The 16,144-nt window shown below is 51.1% G+C and carries 14 protein-coding genes; 8 read left to right on the plus strand and 6 right to left on the minus strand.

The genetic code is table 11. From position 1 onward, the window contains the following. Positions 1-35 precede the first annotated feature (35 nt). From ACXIT9_RS10045 to ACXIT9_RS10060, 4 genes are read left to right on the plus strand one after another with little or no spacing between them, the layout of a single operon-like run. Positions 36-2,756, plus strand: a complete 2,721-nt coding sequence (locus tag ACXIT9_RS10045) for a TonB-dependent receptor (protein ID WP_458056094.1) — start codon at positions 36-38, stop codon at positions 2,754-2,756. A gap of 58 nt (positions 2,757-2,814) precedes the next feature. After that, complete coding sequence (locus ACXIT9_RS10050; protein ID WP_458056095.1) at positions 2,815-4,023, plus strand: DUF4876 domain-containing protein; 1,209 nt, start codon at positions 2,815-2,817, stop codon at positions 4,021-4,023. An 11-nt stretch (positions 4,024-4,034) separates the two neighbouring features. Then, complete coding sequence (locus ACXIT9_RS10055) at positions 4,035-5,537, plus strand: DUF6850 family outer membrane beta-barrel protein (RefSeq protein ID WP_458056096.1); 1,503 nt, start codon at positions 4,035-4,037, stop codon at positions 5,535-5,537. Between the two features lie 7 nt (positions 5,538-5,544). After that, on the plus strand, positions 5,545-6,384 hold the full coding sequence (locus ACXIT9_RS10060; protein ID WP_458056097.1) for a hypothetical protein: 840 nt from the start codon (positions 5,545-5,547) through the stop codon (positions 6,382-6,384). Positions 6,385-6,452: 68 nt separating this feature from the next. Here ACXIT9_RS10060 and ACXIT9_RS10065 read toward each other — a convergent pair whose 3' ends face one another. The 5 genes from ACXIT9_RS10065 to ACXIT9_RS10085 all read right to left on the minus strand — a co-directional run bounded on the left by ACXIT9_RS10065 (position 6,453) and on the right by ACXIT9_RS10085 (position 11,292). Beyond that, positions 6,453-7,127, minus strand: a complete 675-nt coding sequence (locus tag ACXIT9_RS10065) for an ABC transporter ATP-binding protein (protein WP_458056098.1) — start codon at positions 7,125-7,127, stop codon at positions 6,453-6,455. Then, a complete protein-coding gene (modB, locus tag ACXIT9_RS10070) occupies positions 7,124-7,807 on the minus strand; it encodes a molybdate ABC transporter permease subunit (RefSeq protein WP_458056099.1) in 684 nt (227 codons plus the stop codon). The genes ACXIT9_RS10065 and modB overlap by 4 nt, the downstream gene beginning before the upstream one ends. Beyond that, on the minus strand, positions 7,804-8,601 hold the full coding sequence (modA, locus tag ACXIT9_RS10075; RefSeq protein WP_458056100.1) for a molybdate ABC transporter substrate-binding protein: 798 nt from the start codon (positions 8,599-8,601) through the stop codon (positions 7,804-7,806). The genes modB and modA overlap by 4 nt, the downstream gene beginning before the upstream one ends. Positions 8,602-8,767: 166 nt before the next feature. Continuing rightward, positions 8,768-9,541 carry a DUF2490 domain-containing protein gene (locus tag ACXIT9_RS10080; RefSeq protein WP_458056101.1) on the minus strand — a complete coding sequence of 258 codons (774 nt, stop codon included), beginning with the start codon at positions 9,539-9,541 and terminating at the stop codon, positions 8,768-8,770. A 191-nt stretch (positions 9,542-9,732) separates the two neighbouring features. Next, a complete protein-coding gene (locus ACXIT9_RS10085; RefSeq protein ID WP_458056102.1) occupies positions 9,733-11,292 on the minus strand; it encodes a SulP family inorganic anion transporter in 1,560 nt (519 codons plus the stop codon). A 542-nt stretch (positions 11,293-11,834) separates the two neighbouring features. Here ACXIT9_RS10085 and ACXIT9_RS10090 point away from each other — a divergent pair. The 4 genes from ACXIT9_RS10090 to ACXIT9_RS10105 all read left to right on the plus strand — a co-directional run bounded on the left by ACXIT9_RS10090 (position 11,835) and on the right by ACXIT9_RS10105 (position 14,341). Further along, complete coding sequence (locus ACXIT9_RS10090; protein WP_458056103.1) at positions 11,835-13,280, plus strand: alpha-amylase; 1,446 nt, start codon at positions 11,835-11,837, stop codon at positions 13,278-13,280. 466 nt (positions 13,281-13,746) lie between these two features. Next, positions 13,747-13,965: a hypothetical protein gene (locus tag ACXIT9_RS10095; protein ID WP_458056104.1), complete on the plus strand. Its 219-nt coding sequence runs from the start codon at positions 13,747-13,749 to the stop codon at positions 13,963-13,965. 1 nt (position 13,966) lies between these two features. Next, complete coding sequence (locus tag ACXIT9_RS10100; RefSeq protein ID WP_009056700.1) at positions 13,967-14,158, plus strand: class IIb bacteriocin, lactobin A/cerein 7B family; 192 nt, start codon at positions 13,967-13,969, stop codon at positions 14,156-14,158. A 39-nt stretch (positions 14,159-14,197) separates the two neighbouring features. Next, positions 14,198-14,341, plus strand: coding sequence for a hypothetical protein (locus tag ACXIT9_RS10105; RefSeq protein WP_458056105.1), 144 nt, complete (start codon positions 14,198-14,200; stop codon positions 14,339-14,341). Positions 14,342-14,365: 24 nt separating this feature from the next. Here the strand turns inward: ACXIT9_RS10105 and ACXIT9_RS10110 are convergent, their stop codons facing one another. After that, positions 14,366-16,042 (minus strand): cation:proton antiporter, encoded by a 1,677-nt coding sequence (locus ACXIT9_RS10110; protein ID WP_458056106.1) that lies wholly within the window; start codon positions 16,040-16,042, stop codon positions 14,366-14,368. Positions 16,043-16,144 lie beyond the last annotated feature (102 nt).

Genomic DNA, 16,144 nt, shown 5'->3' on the forward strand with positions numbered 1-16,144 from the left:
TAATTTATCTACATTTGTAGCCAAATGTAAGCTACATGCGCCTACTCTCGCTCACCCTTTACCTCCTCGTTACATTTATTGCTTTGCCCGTCCAAGGGCAGGTACAGGAGCAGTCTCTGCGCATACGGCTGCTTGATACTGGCGGTCTTGCTCTTCCCGGGGCTGTCGTTCAGCTGGAACCAAGCGGGGCCTATCTATTGACGAATCAAGAAGGCCAGGGGATTTTTCAGGCTGTGGGTGCTGGGCCGCTGCGACTTCGCGCCCAAATGATGGGCTATGAGACCCTTGATACGCTTTTGGCCGAAGGCCAACTCCCCCCCACGATTACCCTTACGCTAAACAGCCGAAGTTTAGAGCTACAGGAGGTGACGGTGACTGCAAAAGAAAACACTTCCGGTCTCGGGACGAGCTCGCTCATCGAGCGGGAGGCTATCGCGCATGTGCAGCCGAATAGCTTGCGCGATGTGCTGCAACTCATACCGGGTCAGCTGGCGATTAATCCGAGTGTGAATACACCGCAACAGATTTTGATCCGGCAGGTGTCCACGAATGGTGCTGGAAACGCTGTGGCCCAAATGGGCACCGCCGTCGTCATGGATGGTAGCCCGCTCTCGAATGATGCGAACCTACAGTCGAATGTTAACATCCTCAACAGTAGCCCAGGTGCACCAGCCCCCTTCCAGTCGGTGGCCAACCAAGGCTTTGACTTGCGCCAAATCCCTGCCGACCAAATCGAATCGGTAGAGGTGCTACGTGGCATAGGATCTGCGCGCCATGGAAATTTCACGGCGGGTGCCGTATTGGTTCAGACTCGAATCGGCGCTTTTAAGCCGAATCTGACGTTACGAGCTAATCCGAATGCCCTTCAGCTCTCCGGAGGGGCTGGCTTTCGGCTGGGGGCACGCCATGCCTTGAGCCTCGATATGGATGCGATGGATTCGCGCCCGGATCCGCGGGATGTGTTTAACCGTTTTTTTCGGAGACAGGCGACTTTAGGACATCAGTTTAGTGGCAGGGACGGAGATCTGCTGATTCGAAACCGCCTCACGCTAGGAAACAGTACGGCCTCACGTGCCCTGCAGGCAGACCAAGACCCCTCACAGCGGAGCTGGGAATCTGAAGACAGGCTGTTTCGATGGAATGCACAGCTGATTTTGCAGGGGAATAATACCTGGTATGATCGGTTGGAAGGCACCTTTGCGCTGACGCGCCATGCCCAAAACTCTTTTTTTACCGAGTTTATCACTACCAATGTGGGCCCGAGGCCTACCTTTTTTACCGATACCACAGGGGTGGTACCCTTCGGCCCGGCGCGCTACTTGAATGTGACCACCGTGGAGGGAAATCCGCTCAACTACTACCATCGCCTGGAGTGGACGAAAACGCTGCGCCTAGGAAAGGTGGCGCATAAACTTGTGCTCGGCTCCGAACTTCGGCACGATGTGAACCGGGGAGCGGGTAGGCAGTTCGACCTGGAGACGCCGCCACGCCAAAACTTTAACGCTGGAGATCGACCACGTACCTTCGATGAGGTGCCCGCACTGAACCAGGTGTCCGCCTACTTAGAGGATCGCTTCCTCCTGCGCCTGGGGGGCAAAATCTGGTCTTGGCAGGCTGGACTCCGGATGGATCATTATTTTCTTTCCGGTCCTGAGCAGCGGGTGATCGGGACGGACTGGCAGCCGAGGCTGCAAACGGCGCTCGCCATTCACCCTAAGCATCGACTGCGAGCAGGCTATGGGGTGCATGCCAAGGTTCCGGGATTGAATTTTCTCAGCCCGGGGCCGCGCTTTATAGACCTTATAAACTTCAACTTTTTTGCCCCCGACCCAGACGAGCGCCTGCTGATCGTGACCACGCGGCGCATCGAGCCCGATGTGCGGCAGTTGCGTAGCTTTCTTTCGCGTAAAGGGGAGCTAAGCATGGAAGGGGAGCTGGGCAGCATACGCTACACGGTAAATGCCTTTATCGAGCGCACGAGCGGCGGGCCTAGTTTTGTGCGCCAGCCTTTTATCGCGCAGCGGGGCTTGTTTGAGGTGGAAGCACTGCGGCCGGGTCAGCCCCCCTTACTGACAGAAAGCCCTACCCGCTTCGACACCTTGTTTCTGGCTTTTGATGCACCGGTGAACAACAGAGGTCTTGTAAATCAGGGGGTAGAGTTTGCGGTAGACTTTCCAGAGTGGAAGGCCCTAAAGACGGCCCTTTCCCTAAATGGAGCCTATATCCGCACCAAGAGCACGGTGGAAGGGGAAGAGATTAATCCCAACTTTATCTTCCGTCATGTGAATTCCCCTTTTATCCCGTTTTTTCAAGCGGGACAGGGAAATCTAGGCCGACAGTTGAACACCTCCTTTCGTTTGATCCATCGCTTTCCGCAGGCCGGGCTGGTGCTTTCCAGCTTGGTGCAGGTGGTCTGGGTGCAGGAAGACCAAGTGATCGGTTTTGATCCCCTTCCGACGGCCTTTTTAAATCGTCGAGGAGAAGTCTTTCGCATCAGTCCAGAGGAGGCGCTGCTGCCTGAGTTTGTTCCTTTTCACAACTTGACCTCTCCTGAGCAGCTGCTTCCGGTTCGGCGCCCCCCGCTGACACTAGTGAATTTTCGCATGAATAAGGAGTTTCAGGCGGGGCGCGGCTTTGCCTTCTTCGTCAATAATCTATTTAACCATAGACCCTTATTCCAAGACCCCCGAAATGTAGCCTTCGTTCAGCGGAATCTGAGCTTGTTTTTCGGGGCGGAGGTCTTTTATCGCCTATGAGTCTCTAGCTTAAACTTAATTAAAGTATCAACATACATCACCGTTTATCTATCTATTTATGAAACAGTTTCACTACCCATTTGCGCTACTGGCCCTATTCCTGCTGCTGGTAGCTTGTTCCACCGACGACACCCCGCGTGTAGAACGTTTCGATGCAACTATTCAGGTGCTCTTTCCTGAAGATTTCGCTGAAGAAGCGGCTCCGAATGTCCAAGTCACCCTCACGAATGCCGCCTCCGGTCAGCGCGAAGAAGCAGTAACCGGTGCTAACGGATTAGTGGAGTTCGCGAATCTTGTACCCGGCCTCTATACTTTACAAGCCAGTCGAGCACTTACGGAAAGCGAAGCAGAAATGCTCACAGGTGCAGCTGTACGGGTAAACTTGAACTTCGTAGATAATAACCTCATGCTGAACCCCACCCTAGCCAGCAGCCCGATTCAGGCCCGCCTTTCGGGAGCGATCACGGGAGACCTGGTCATCAGTCAGGTTTATTATACAGGTTCGCGCACTCCCGAGGGTGCTAATTATTTCTTCGATCAGTTTTTCGAAATTTATAATAATTCCAGTGAGCCGATTGTGTTGGATGGATTGATTTTATCTAATGTTTTTGGCCCATCGGGCCAAATTAACCCCAATCAAGTCCCAAGCCCCTTCGCCGAAGATCAGGAAAATGTATTTATCACGACGGCCTGGAGAATTCCAGGAAATGGCGCTACCCATGTGTTAGCACCTTTTACGGCTATCACCATCGCGCAGCAGGGGATTAATCATCGCGCTGAAGTGGCGAACCCAGACAGCCCTGTAGATCTCAGTCAGGCGGATTTTGAGCTGTTCGTGGTGGGTTCTGAACGGGATGTGGATGCTCCGAATGTACCGAATATGGACATGCTGTATCATCCCTTTAACGGAACTTTCTCCCTCGTGCCCGTATTCGGTCCGGCGACGATCATCTGGAGAACGGATAATTTCGAGGCGCTCGAACAGGTGGCTATTCCAGGAGCGAACCCCAACAGCCCTCCCGTAGTTCGTGTGCCGACGAATCTGATCATCGATGCGGTGGAAGCACTTAGAGGAGAAGGAGATGCCGCTTTCAAGCGAATTCCTGTGGCACAAGATGCTGGTTTTGCCTTCGTAAACGGCATCTATACGAGTGAATCGATCATCCGGAAAACCCAAACCATCGACGGCAATCTCCTCTACCAGGATACCAATAACAGTACGGAAGATTTCGTCATCAATCCAATGCCTGCACCGACGAACCGATAACCTATCAGACCATGAAAGCGAGACGCATGCTGGACTATGTTAGCTTCCTGCTGGTGCTGATTGGGGGAAGTGCAGTCGCTTCACCTGCAGACTCCCTAGCGCAAAAAAGTGCCAGAGAATCTGTTTCCCTGCATCCTTTCGGGTACTTGCAGCAGTTAGATGTCTCTTGGCATGCCGCTTTCCCCTTTTTAATGCAAGCGAAAGGTCAGCCTGCATTTTATCAGGGGGCGCTGCATTACGCAGCTGGGTCAGGAAGTTTAGTGCCTGCATTGGCGCCCGAGGGCTTTCAGGAAGTAGGCTTTTCCTCTCAGTCGCGCCAGCAATTGGGGGCTTGGTCCTTTCAGGGGGATTTTGGCTACACGCGAGAGCTAGAAACCCTTCGGCCCTTTCTCCTTCAGGGGCCCGCCCAGCCAGGGAACCCCTTTTTGCTGGCGCAAGAGAGCAGCTCCCCTTGGATGGGAGATCGCGTGGGGGTTGGTGTTTCGGGCCACTCTGCTCCTTATGCGAAGGGCAGGATGAGCAGCTTTTTTCGCCTTCGGTATCAGGTGTCGACAGCCGCCATGGATGCGGAGCCCCGCCCACTTTATCGCGCCAATCGCTACGACCTTCACGTCGGTCAAGACCTACACGTCCAAAAGGGCTTTTCCCTAGGCTTAGCGGGGAGCTTTTCTCGCGGCATCGAGGAGAATCAGATCGGAGCTTTTGCTGCGCAGGAATTCCGCCTTCGCTTTATGCGCGGGCTGGAGACCTTTACGCGCACGGCCTTCCAAAGCTTCACGCGTAATCAGTTTCAGGAAGAGTGGGCCTTACAGTTGCATGCCCGCCAGCAGTGGGGAGAAGAAGGCTTTGTCTTTTTGGTTTTGGGCAGGGCCCAAAATACCTTTCAACTCCGAGACGGTATCGCCTTTCCTGTAGATGCAGGCAGCGGACGACAGGAAAGCTACCAGCTCCATGGAGGGCTGCAGCGGACCTTTTCTACAGGAATCTATCAGCAGGAGCTGCGGGCTACGCGCCAAAAGGGGAATGGGTTAGACCCTGTTTTTCAGGCGGTTAATTTCTTACATGCGCAGCGTCAGGTGGCGGGTCGCCATCTATGGAGCCATCAGCGCCAAACTGCACTATTTCGCTTCGATTGGCAGTGGTCCGTACAGGAGCAAGAAGACATTGCTGCGGCTGCCCTCCGACGCTTCTCCGTAACAACATGGGAAGCTGAAGCCCGCTTCTCCCTTCTTCAACTGGGGCGCTCTTGCTTCCTAGCAGGCCCTCGGCTAGGGCTTAGTCTCCCCGGCTCCACGCAGTTTCCCGATCCGACAAGTGCCGTCGGGCGTTTTCTGCAGCAGCCTGACCTGCTTTTCTATGGTCAGCACCATGTTACAGGAGGCTGGTCCATGACGTGGCTTTGGCAAAACCCTAAAAAGGATGCCTTTTCGCTGGATTTAGCACTTGCGCACCGGCAGCAGCCTGAACATGCCTTTACCCAATACCGTATTCAACTCAATTATTTGCTCTATTAATTTTCCTATGCATTTCTCTTTTCAGCACAGCGCTCCTCGACTTCGGCAGTACCTTACGTTCTGGGTCTTGCTTTTCAGTCTGTCCCAGTCCACCGTTTTCGCGCAGCAGCCACCGCTCACTTCCTTAGCCTGGGCGGATTCCCTGGCCAAACAAACCCTTCAAAATGAGGGGCTCTTTACAGTTTTTGGAGGCTTAAAACCCATAAGTACGGTGCAACACATTTCCTTTTCTATCGATACCCTCACGGGAAAACTACTTGACGAGAAGGAAGCCGCTGCACGCATGCGCGTACTACAGGACAGTTTTCGCTTCCTGGCCGACGAGCAGGTGGGCTTTGTGCTTATCCCATTCCGCGCTGTTTATGGCCAGTCACGGGGTTTCGAGCTGCTGGTGTTTCATCGGGAAGCACTGAAAAAACGTATCGCCACGCATGAAGACTTTTTTTTAAAGCGTGGTGTCTTTCCTGATAGTCCGGCCGAGCGACTGCTCACCCTATATGAGTTTGAGGAAAAGCTAGACCGCTTTCGTGCCTATGGTTATTTTTTCGGTTATCCGGATGCGGCAGTAGATTTTTTCGTTCAGGCAGCCAGACATCAGGAGGAAACGGGAGATTTCGTGTCGCGCGACTTTTTCCAAATCCCTGTGGCGAGTGCGAAAGAAGGCCATTTTGTCTATGCGATTCCAAAGGGAGCGGAGCCGGGACAGGAAGATTTAGCCCTCCGGGCCAAAGCCGCCGAACTGCTCGACCAGTACCTGGAGGAGCGAGCGGCGCGGGTATCCGAACAGCCTCGGCCTTTGGAGTATCTACAACTCTTCCATCACATGCGCCGCCTGGAGCAGGAGTAGCCTTCCCCGCTAGCGCCATTCCCATAGTGAAGGAGCAGGCTTGTTTAGCTACTGAAAAAAGGGCGCCTTCAGCTGAGCGGGAAAGCGTCCGGTGCACCATCATAGGCGATGCTCCCCCCTTCCAGTAGGCACATCCGGGAGGCCAGCCGCTGCACCTCCAAAAGGTCATGGCTGACCAGTACCGTGCTCATGTCGTAGCGTGCATGGACGGTTAGCAGCATGTCCTGCAACTTACGCCGCATTTTCGTGTCCAGTGCGGAGAGGGGCTCGTCTAAAAGTAAGATTTTTGGCTTGCGCAAAATCGCCCGCGCTAGGGCTACCCGTTGCTTTTGGCCCCCGGACAAGATGTGGGGGCGCTTATCCTGCAGCCCTTCCAGCTCGATTAGCGCCAGGAGCTCGCGGATGCTTTCGGGGGAGGCGCCCTTCGGCAGGGCAAAGGCTAGGTTTTCATACACGCTCATGTTTGGAAATAGGGAGTAGGCCTGAAAAACCATACCGATCGAGCGCTTTTGGGGAGGCACATGCAGGCTTTTGCTGCTATGGAACCACGTTTCATCGCCTACCTGGATATGACCTGCGTCTGGGCGCATAAAGCCTGCCAGCATACGCAAGATGCTGGTTTTTCCTGCTCCGGAAGGGCCATAAAGGGCTAAAAATTCACCTTTGGCGATAGCCAAATCCACCTGTAAGGTAAAGGGACCATCCGCCCCGGAAAGCTTTTTTTCTAGTGTCAGGTGAATCATAGCAGACGTAAAAATTTCTGGTGGCGGTAATTTAAACTGTACACGATGAGCAGGACGAGAAAGGAAAACAGCAGCAGAATAAAGGCATAGCGATTGGCCGCTGCATAGTTCAGCGCCTCCACTTCATCATAAATGCTGATGGCCACCACTTTTGTTTCTCCGGGGATGCTGCCCCCCACCATCAAGATCACCCCAAACTCCCCGATCGTATGGGCGAAGGTCAGCATGCCGGCGCTGAGCAGGGCGGGGAGGCTGTTGGGTAAAATGACCCGCCAGAAGGTGGTCCAGGGGCTTTTGCCCAGGGCATAGGCAGCTTCCACCAGCGTCTCGGGAAAGGCCCGAAAGCCGGCTTGCAGCGGCTGCAGCATAAAAGGTAAGCTATACAGCATGGAGGCGATCACCAGGCCCGGGAAGGTGAAGAGCAGGCGGATGTTAAAGTATTCGGCCAGCACGCCGCCGAGCCAAGCCTCTGGGCTCCACAAGCTGAGCAGGTAAAAACCCAGAACCGTGGGGGGAAGCACGAGGGGCAGGCCGATAAGGGCCTCTAGGAGCACCTTATAGCGCTTAGGACGGAAGACCAGCCAGTAGGCTAGCGGCAGGCCGATGAAAAAAAGTCCGATCGTCGTATAGGCGGCTAGTTTAAAGGAGAGGTAAAAGGGAAGCAGGTCGAAGTCACTCATGCGGCAGGGGATTGGAATCCGAAATGCGAAAAAATGGCCTGGGCAGCAGGACCCTGCACAAAGCGAAAGAAGGCCTCCGCTGCAGGTAAGTCTCTGCCCACTTCTGTGAGGATGGCGCCCTGTAGTAGTGGGGCGTGCAGGTCTTCTGGAAGAAGGGTGTAGATGGGATTTAAGGCTTGTAAGGCACTACCACGCACTAAGGCGAGGGCGATAATGCCTGCCTCGGCTCCTCCCGTACTGACGAACTGCGCCGCCTGGGCGATGTTTTCGCCGAAGATCAACTTGCCGCTCACCGCTTCGTACAGCCCACTATTTTTCAGCGCCTGCTCAGCGGCTCGGCCATATGGGGCATGCCGCGGATTTGCGATCGCTATTTTGCGAACTTCAGGGGCCTGCAGGTCTGCCAGCTGCTCGCGCTTTCCCTGGCGCTGCCAAAGCACCAAGCGGCCCACCCCATAGGGATAAATCGTGCTGCCGGCCTTCCCAGCCTCCACCAGCCGCTCCGGATACTGAATATCGGCAGAAAAGTAGAGGTGAAAAGGAGCCCCGCGGGAAAGCTGCTCGTAAAGCTTGCCACTCGAACCATAGATCACCTCGATGCCCGTAGGATCCGGGTATCGGCTGATGATGGAGTCGAGCGCATAGCGCAGATCCGCAGCTGCGCCTATGCGCAAAAGGACTTTCTCCTGTCCTGCATCTGCTGCTGCAGCCCCGCTGTCAGGGGGAGCCTGCGAGCAGGAAAAGAGGAACAGGCTGAAAAGCACCGGGCCATAGCGCAAAAGAAATCTATCCATTTTTATCGGGGAAGGAATAACCAATAGGGCAAAAATAAGCCCTTCCAGCTGGGAAACAAGCGAAAGGGCATTGGGGTTTTTAGGTTTAGAACTGCGCTAACTGCCTTACAGCCTACCGGGGCGTGTATGCTCAGGCTTTTATCCACTAGCTCCCGTTTCCATCCCTTTACATGTGATCCGTAGGGAACTCACGCAGAAAATGCCGCTTGAAGTTGCGCCAGTCATAATTGATGGTCACCCATAGAAAAAAGCCACTCCGCACATTTAGCGTCTCTGGATTGGGAAAAGAGAGGCGGAAATGGTAGCCAGGGGAAAAGGTCACCGCTCTGTGCTGGATGTTCAGCATGGGCCAGATCCGGTGCTCGTAGGGATTATCGGCGAAAGCGGGCCCTACCGTCCATAGGGATTCGTTCAGCAGGGAAATGGAGGTGTTGAAGTGTGGGCTTAGCCTTCGGCCAAAGTTATAGCGCATGCTAAAATTTGCGCGCAGGCGATGGTTCAACTGAAACTCATCTAAAATTTCTGTGCCATCCAAAAGCGCGCGGTAGCGCATGTCATGGCGGTAGCGCAAGCTACTGGTGAAAGGTCCTGCTGGGGGCAGCCGGTAGACGATTTGGCCCCAGGGCCGATGCTCAGGGCGTACCAGGCGTCCATCAGAAAATCCGGTGCGTAGCATGAGCGCGGCATACCCTGCTGTAAAAGACCACTTTTGATCGGCGGAGTGAAAGGTGAGCCCTCCACGACCAATCAAGAAGAGCTCCGGGACGAAGTGGGTGTCCATCCAGATTGAGACCCGTGGCGCGATCTGCCCCGAAGTCATAAATCCTCCCCAAAGCTCAGGGATAAAGTTGACCTCCCGCTGCGCTTGGGCTTTGGGGAAATGCATCCCTACGAACCCAAGTAGCAGGCAGACAGTGAGGAGGAAGGGCCTTAAGCGCATACTTTTTATAAAATAAATTCTTTTGGGGCTTACGGCAGGGAAGGAGAAAAGTTGTGTTAAAAACGTATAAAATAGTTTTTTTTGAGCCGAGCGGCAGACCTTTTGGTGAAAACCCTCCGGTCGTGTGTTAAGCCGGTATCGGCTCTTCTGCTGAAGGGCCGATACCGGAGAAAAATGTACCATTTAGGTCCTTAGGCTTCGATTTGCTCTTTTTTATCTAGGAAAACCTTATAGGTCGGTTCATCTGCTATGTAGTGTATCTTGATAATGCTGGAGGCTTTTTGGAGAAGGGTTTTGCTGCTGGTATCCAGATGGCGAATGTAGACGGTCTTTCCCAGTTTTTCATAGCGCTCCGTAACTTTATGAATCGCATCGATGCCAGAATGGTCGACCACACGACTTTCTTTAAAGTCGATGATGATCTCATCGGGATCTCCCTGGGGATCAAACTTTTGGCCGAAGGCCAAAGCAGAGGCAAAGAAAAGGGGACCATATATTTCATAGTGCTTGATGCCCTTAGTGTCTACATGTTTGCGTGCTCGGATCATTTTGGCATTCTGCCAAGCGAAGACAAGGGCAGAGATGATCACTCCGACAAGTACTGCCAGGGCCAGGTTATGGAGAATAACAGTTACCAAAGTAACTAATACCATAACAAGCACATCCGACAGGGGGACTTTTCGGAATACTTTTAGTGAAGCCCACTCGAAGGTGCCGATGGCAACCATAAACATGAGTCCTACTAAGGCCGCCATGGGGATCATTTCGATGTATTCCGAGAGGAAAAGGATAAATACCAGGAGTCCTACCGATGCCACGATGCCAGAAATACGGTTTCTACCGCCGGCATTTACATTTATGAGGGATTGTCCGATCATAGCACATCCTCCCATGCCTCCGAAAAAGCCTGTGGTCAGATTGGCTACACCCTGCGCTACGCATTCTTTATTTCCATGACCGCGCGTTTCGGTGATTTCATCGATGAGGGTCAAGGTTAATAAGCTTTCGATCAAGCCTACGCCTGCCATGATGGCCGAGTAGGGGAGGATGATCATCAGCGTTTCTAAGTTGAAAGGGACCAGCGGGAGGTGAAATTCAGGAAGTCCTCCTTTGATGGAGGCGAGGTCTCCTACGATGCGGGTGTCGATGCCGCTAAAGATGACGATGAGCGTTGTAATTAGGATAGCTGCAAGAGCAGAGGGAATAGCAGTTGTTACTTTAGGCAAAAACTTGATAATGGCCATAGTTAAAACCACAAGGCCTACCATAATGGCTAAACTAGAGCCTGTCATCCATTCATACTGGCCAGGAGCAGACTCCCACTTAAACTGATCGAACTGAGCTAGGGCGATCACGATAGCGAGTCCGTTTACAAAGCCAAACATAACTGGGTGTGGAACTAAGCGAATTAGTTTGCCCAACTTTAGCACACCCACTAAAATTTGGATAAGACCCATGAGCACGACGGCGGCGAAGAGGTATTCTGCACCATGGTTAGCTACTAATGCTACGATGACAACAGCGATGGCTCCAGTGGCTCCTGAAATCATACCAGGGCGTCCCCCTAAAAGGGAGGTGATCAGGCCGATGATAAAGGCGGTGTACAAGCCCACAAGGGGGCTCACACCTGCTATAAGGGAAAAGGCTACTGCTTCAGGCACTAAGGCTAGAGCTACGGTAAGACCGGAAAGTGTTTCGTTTTTTAGATTCGCTTGGGTAGGTTGGAATAAGCGATAAATAAACTGAGTCATAAAGATATAAAGGTATAATAGACTTAAATTTGTATAAAATTCCCCGTTTTATGCAGGAAGTAAGCGTTAAAAAAAGACCAATAAAACAGGAGATGGCTGGAGAGTAAAAGAAAAATTAAGGTGGACTAATCTGCATGATGGGCTTTAACGTTTTGAATTATAATAAGTTGCAAATATAAGGTTTTTTTTTAAAAGTTTGTCGTTACGTTCCATTTATGGATAAAGTTAATTTCGGGTGCCTCATGAGGGAATGGGAGCCTCTAGAGCATATTCTTTAATCAAGTGAATCCCTTTAGCCTGGAGCTAAAGAAAGGAGGCCTTGCGATACATCTTTTTAGCGGAGGCATTTACTTCCTCTATGTAAGGAGTCTATGCAAACGTTGCCGCAATCGTTTGTCATAAAATTTATCACTTTTTTTACATTTCTAGCTTGTTTTCTTGAGGGCTTTTGGTTAGATTTTCAGAATAATACATTGAAAAGTAACCTAAATACATAATAATATTGTATTGAGGTGCTATTTAGTTAACAAAAACCCAATACTATGTACACCCGAAATTTTCTTTTTGGCGGCAGTCGAATGCCGCGCCTGTTTACGCTGTTTAGTTTATCGCTTATTTTGGCCTTTGGGTCCTGTTCTTCTTTAACGGAGGAGATCACGGACCTACAGGAGGGGGGCGAGCGTGTACAGCATGAAATTCAGGTCACCCAGACGCCGAATACGCCCGATGCTAGCATGCGCGCGGGTCAGCTGGGAGGTCCGGTTATGATGCAAGCGTTTTACTGGGATGTGCCTGCTGGGGGGACCTGGTGGGAGCATATCGAATCTAAGGTGAGTGATTGGAGCGCGGCAGGCATCACGTCTATCTGGCTGCCCCCGGTGAACAAAACGATGAACGGGCCTTTTTCCATGGGCTACGATCCCTTTGACTTTTACGATTTCGGAGAGTTCGACCAGCAGGGTTCCGTAGAAACCCGTTTTGGCTCGCGCCAAGAGCTGGAGTCGCTCATCGGCAGCGCCCATCAGGAGGGACTGGAGGTGATCGCGGATATCGTGATCAACCATAACAGCGGTGGCAATTCCGAATTTAATCCTTTCACGGGCACGGAGACTTTTACCAGCTATGTGCCTGCCTCGGGGAAATTTTTCCGCAGCTATCTCGATTTTCATCCCAATGACATGCGGCAGGCCGATGAAGGTGTCTTCGGAGGTTTTCCTGATCTCAGCCATGTCAAGCCCTATGTGCAGGATTGGCTGTGGAAGCGTCCAGATGCGGTGGCCAAGTATTACAAGGAAGTGATGGGTTTCGATGGCTGGCGCTTCGACTATGTGAAAGGTTTCGGTGCCTGGGTAGTGCGGGACTGGGTGAATGAAGTGGGGGGCTTTTCTGTAGGTGAGCTTTGGGATGGTAATGCCCAAAACCTCGAAAACTGGGTCAATGCTACGAGTCAGACCTCTTCGGCTTTTGATTTCGCTTGCTACTACCTGATGGAGCAAGCCTTCGACCAGGATAACTTGAATGCCCTCAGTGGAGATATGCTCTGGAAGCGAAACCCGATGAAGGCGGTTACTTTTGTGGCCAACCATGACACCGATGAGATTTGGCGGAAGAATTTGGCTTATGCCTATATCTTGACGCATGAAGGGTATCCGTGTATTTTTTATTCCGATTATGAGGAATGGCTCAATAAAGAGCGTTTGGATAATCTACTTTGGATCCGTGGGAATTTGGCCTTCGGCAATACGTCTATCTTGTTCGTGGATCAAGACGAGTATATCGCCCGTCGAAATGGGGGGCCGGGTATGTTGGTCTACATCAACAATGCAGACTTTTGGCAGGAGCGCTGGGTGCGCACCAACTGGTCGAACACGGAGATTAAAGATTATACCGGTCATTCTTCTTGGCAGCCCTACACCCAGGGGGATCAGTGGGTAAAGATCCAAGTGCCGCCACGTAGCTATAGTATATGGGCACCCGTAGGTTTATAACCAGGGCCCTTCCGGAAGGAGGGGCTTTTTTTTGGCTTTTTTGGGTAAGGAAGTGCTTGCTACTGGAAGGGAAAGCATATCTCGTGTAACAGCTGCTTAGGTAGGTGGGCCCATGTGGCAGGACGCTCCAGCCTCCTGCTGACAAGCACGTCACGATCGGATTACTTGCTTTCTTTTTCTTTCTTTTTCTTTCGTTTGCTTTCTTTTTTCGGAAACAGCTTTCGTTTGCTTTCGTTTGCTTTCTTTTTTTATGAATAAGGCTTTCGTTTCCTTTCTTTTTTCGGTATTATCGCTTTCTTTTTGTTTCTTTTCCTATTTTCTTTTTCCATCCATGATTTCACACGGAAGGGCTGTTATTTTACAGTATGCAAAGCAATCGCCCTAAATGCTAGCTATGGGGTAGATGTGTGAAGCTTAGGTGTTCCTACTAGCCTGAAATAGTTAGGATTTTTTTAATTTAATTTTTATGAACAATTTAAGTGATGTTAACATGGTTGAACTTTCTTTTTCGGAGAGTGAGAATTTAAATGGGGGTATTTTCCCCGTTGCTGTTGCAGTTTGGTGGGCTGGAGCCACGATAGCTGCTAAATGCGGAGTAGTTGCTGCGGGTGCCGCCACGGTCACAGCAGGAGCAGCAGTGGGTGCATACACTGGTTTTAAAGATACGGAAGTAAAACCCAATTAGCATGCGAGTAGAAGTATTAAATGATCGAGAACTAACTACGACTAAAGGTGGTATACTCCCTTTAGCAGTAGCATGGGGAATCTGCAAAGGTGTTTGTGTTTTAACAGCTGGAGCCTATGGTGCAGGTTATGCGGTGGGAAAGGCTTATGCCCATTATAAAAACAGCCAAGAGGTCCCAGTGGTAGCGGAATAGCACACTATTTTAATTCATATAATCTAAAAAGTAAGAAAAATGGAAAAGAAGAAAAATTCCACATGGGTAGTTGTTTTGTTTTTTTTAGTAGTTTTCGGGGTAGCCGGATTCATCTCCTATAAAGGAGGGTACGTGGTAGGAAAGTTCCTAGGCGAGCGGCAGCAGACCGAAAACAGTAAATAGACAAAGGGTAAGCGTCATGAAGTATCATGGCGCTTTTTCTATAGTGCTCTCGTGAGTTAAAAGAATTTTTTCGTAGAAGTAGTCGGCGGCCATTTCTTGGGGAAGAAGTACGTCTGTAGCGCCACAGTTGGCTAATAATCCGCGCTCAGCGTCGGTCTGTGCACTCAGGTAAATGGCTCCAGAGTAGTCTGAATTGCGCAGCACCTGAATGAATTTCTGAGAGGCCACCCTATCCTGTATCGTGCTGATAATGACACGGGCTTTTAGCAAGGGGATGTGATGAATGATCTCGGGATCTTCGAGGTCTCCATAGAATACATTGCGCCCAGCGGCTTTCCACGCGCGTGTAAGGCGTGGGTCGAAATCCACGCCTAAAAAGCTGAGCTCACTATTCTTTTCTAGATGAGATGCGATTTTTCCACCAAAGCGACCGACCCCGATGATGATGACATCGTATAGAACGCCTTTGGTGACAGTCATCTCGGATTCACGCGAAGGATTTTTGCGCTCGAAAATCCGTAAGGCTGGGGCTAGCCATTCGTAAATCGGATGGCTATACAAGATCAGGTAGGTCGAAAGGGCGATCGTAATTAAACTGATGAGCGTGATAAGTCCTAAGATTTCTTCTGTGATATGCCCGATGGCTAGTCCTAGCCCGGCAAAAATGAGAGAAAATTCTGAGATCTGGGCTACTGTCAGTCCTGATAAAAAGGCGGTCCGTTTCCGGTAGCCCATCGCGCCCATGATGATCAAAACGATAATGGGGTTCCCGATCAGCACGAAAAGGGAAAAGATTAGGGCAGGGAGCACTTGTCCGCCAATTAGGCTGAGGTCTAAATTAGCACCAAGATTGACAAAGAAAAAGAGTAAAAGAAAATCGCGCAAACTTATAAGCCGGCTGCTGATCATTTCTCGGTAATCGGAGGAGGCCAGGCTGACACCTGCTAAAAAGGCGCCTACTTCTCCGCTAAAGCCTATTCCCGTGCCGAAAGCCGCCAGTCCGACGGACCAGGCTACCGCGAAAAGTGTGAGCAGCTCTGTAGATCGAGCCAGAACTTGCGTTACTCGAGGTAAAACATAGCGGGTGGCTACAAAGGTAATAAGGAGTAAACCGGCCCCAGAGGCTAGGGTTTGGCCCACGGCTGAACTCAGCGCTTGCTCCTCTCCCTGGCGTAGCGCAGAAAGTATGATCATCACTAAGATGACCACGATGTCCTGCACGATGAGAAAACCGATCGCAATTTGCCCATGTAGGGCATCTACCTCTTTTTTATCTGAAAGCAACTTGACGATGATAATCGTGCTGGAAAACGTGAGCGCTACGGCGATGTAAAAACTGTGTAAATTACTGAATCCTAAAGCTAGGCCTAAAAGGTAACCTATAAAGGAGGTGAAAAAAACTTGGCCCAATCCCGTTAAAGTAGCGATTTTACCGACAGAGCGGATGATTCGTAAATCGAGTTTTAGCCCCACAATAAAAAGTAAAACCGCAATGCCTATTTCCGCCAGTAAATGAATGCTTTCTTTAGAATTCACGATGCCTAAGACAGAAGGGCCCACCAGCACTCCCAGCGCGATAAACATGACGATGAGCGGCTGGCGTAAAAGAATTCCGATGCTGCCTAAAATGGCTGCTAAAAACAAAAGGAGCGCAAACTCCATAAATGGATCTTGGGCAAGTTCCTGTACTAGATCTAGCATATCAGAGTAGTTCAACTGCTAAAATACACATAAGTACTTACACTTTCGGTAGTGTAGGAGAAATAGTTCCAATGCAGCGAGCCATGTAAAGAGTTAAATCCT

The sequence above is a fragment of the Nitritalea sp. genome, assembly GCF_054166705.1.